Raw genomic sequence first — 584 nt, forward strand, 5'->3', positions numbered from 1 at the left:
CTGGAACCGCACTTTGCCCTGTTGGGCCGAGGCCAGCAGTCCCGTATCTACCAACACCAATCCGTCCCGCAAATCGTCGAAAAAATCCTGCGCAGCCGCCACGACTTTGAAGGCCAGGACTTCTTCTTCAACCTGGTGCGCGACTACCCCAAGCGCGAACAGGTCATGCAGTACGCCGAAAGTGACCTGGCCTTCATCACCCGCCTGCTGGCCGAGGTAGGCATCTGGTACCGCTTCACCCGCGATGAACGCCTGAACATCGAGGTGGTGGAATTTCACGACGATCAACGCCACTACCAGTTCAATGTCGAGCTTGCCTACCGCCCGCAATCCGGGCTCAGCAGCACCGGGCAAGACGGTGTGTGGAACCTGCAATCCAGCCATCAAGTGGTGGAACAGCACGTCAATATCCGCAGCTACCACCACCGCGTGGCTCACGCCCACCTGAACGGCGACATCGACCAAACCCGTGGCGCCGCCGGCACCTATGGCGAGGCTTATCACTACGCCGAACCCTACAGCGTCATGGGCGACCGCTACGCCTATGACGAGGATCTGCAAAGCGAAAGCGGCTACTTCTACGC

1 protein-coding gene is annotated in these 584 nt (G+C 59.9%); it reads left to right on the forward strand.

Features of this window, described 5'->3' with window-relative positions; translation table 11 throughout:
• Nucleotides 1–584: type VI secretion system tip protein VgrG (vgrG, locus tag LIY45_RS30575; protein WP_226478726.1), on the forward strand; the 584-nt coding region annotated here is incomplete at both ends.

It is taken from the genome of Pseudomonas sp. MWU16-30323 (assembly GCF_020515595.1).
Lineage (GTDB): Bacteria > Pseudomonadota > Gammaproteobacteria > Pseudomonadales > Pseudomonadaceae > Aquipseudomonas > Aquipseudomonas yamanorum.